Here is a 783-nt window from a genome sequence, read left to right as displayed (position 1 = left end):
GCTCGGTGCTGGGCGAGCGCGTCACGTTCTCGGCGGCCGCCACCCGCGATCCGCAAGGGGCGTTTGCCGCCAATTCGCTGTCGCTGACCTCCGGCTCGCTCAGCGCCAGCGGCACCGCCAGCGCGCAAGGCTCGGACATCCAGGCCGACGTCAAGGGAACGCTGGGCGACGTCTCGACGCTGTCGCCGCTGGCCGGCACGCCACTCGCCGGCGGGATCAATTTCACCCTGACCGCGAGCGGTCCGCGCTTTGCCCCGGACTTTTCGGTCTCGGCCGACAGCGCCAGCCTGACGGCGGCCGGGCGCACGGTGAAGGATGTCAAGCTTTCGGCGAAGGGCAAGGCCGATATCGCCAGCCCCCAGGCCGACATCGCGCTTACCGGCGCCGTCGAGGAGCAGGCGCTGGACATAAGGGCGTCGCTGGTGACCAGCGAGGGCAAACGCTCGATCAAGGGGCTCAGCCTGGCGCTCGGCGACAACAAGGTCTCCGGCGACCTTGCGCTGGATGATCATTTGCTGCCGCAAGGAACGCTGACGCTGGCGGTGCCCGACATTGCAGCGCTGGCGGCGCTTGGCGGTCAAACGGTGACCGGCGACATCAATGGCACCATCGTCCTCGCCAAGGAAGGCGAGGCGCCGACCGTCACCATCAACGCCGCCAGCGGCTCGATCGCGCGCGGCGACGTGGCGGCGAAGACGATCACGGTCAACGCGCTGATCGCCAACTATCTCAAGAGCCCGGCGATCTCGGGTACGATCAAGGCCGACAGCGTGACATCGGGGA

1 pseudogene is annotated in these 783 nt (G+C 68.5%); it reads left to right on the top strand.

Annotated elements, in window-relative coordinates:
* Positions 1 to 783: pseudogene (locus EN780_RS35895) on the top strand (translocation/assembly module TamB); the annotation flags it as partial.

Source organism: Mesorhizobium sp. M4B.F.Ca.ET.089.01.1.1, assembly GCF_004022605.1.
In the GTDB taxonomy this organism is placed as follows: domain Bacteria; phylum Pseudomonadota; class Alphaproteobacteria; order Rhizobiales; family Rhizobiaceae; genus Mesorhizobium; species Mesorhizobium abyssinicae.
The sequence above is the reverse complement of the archived record's forward strand: the minus strand, read 5'-3'. Positions and strand labels throughout refer to the sequence as shown.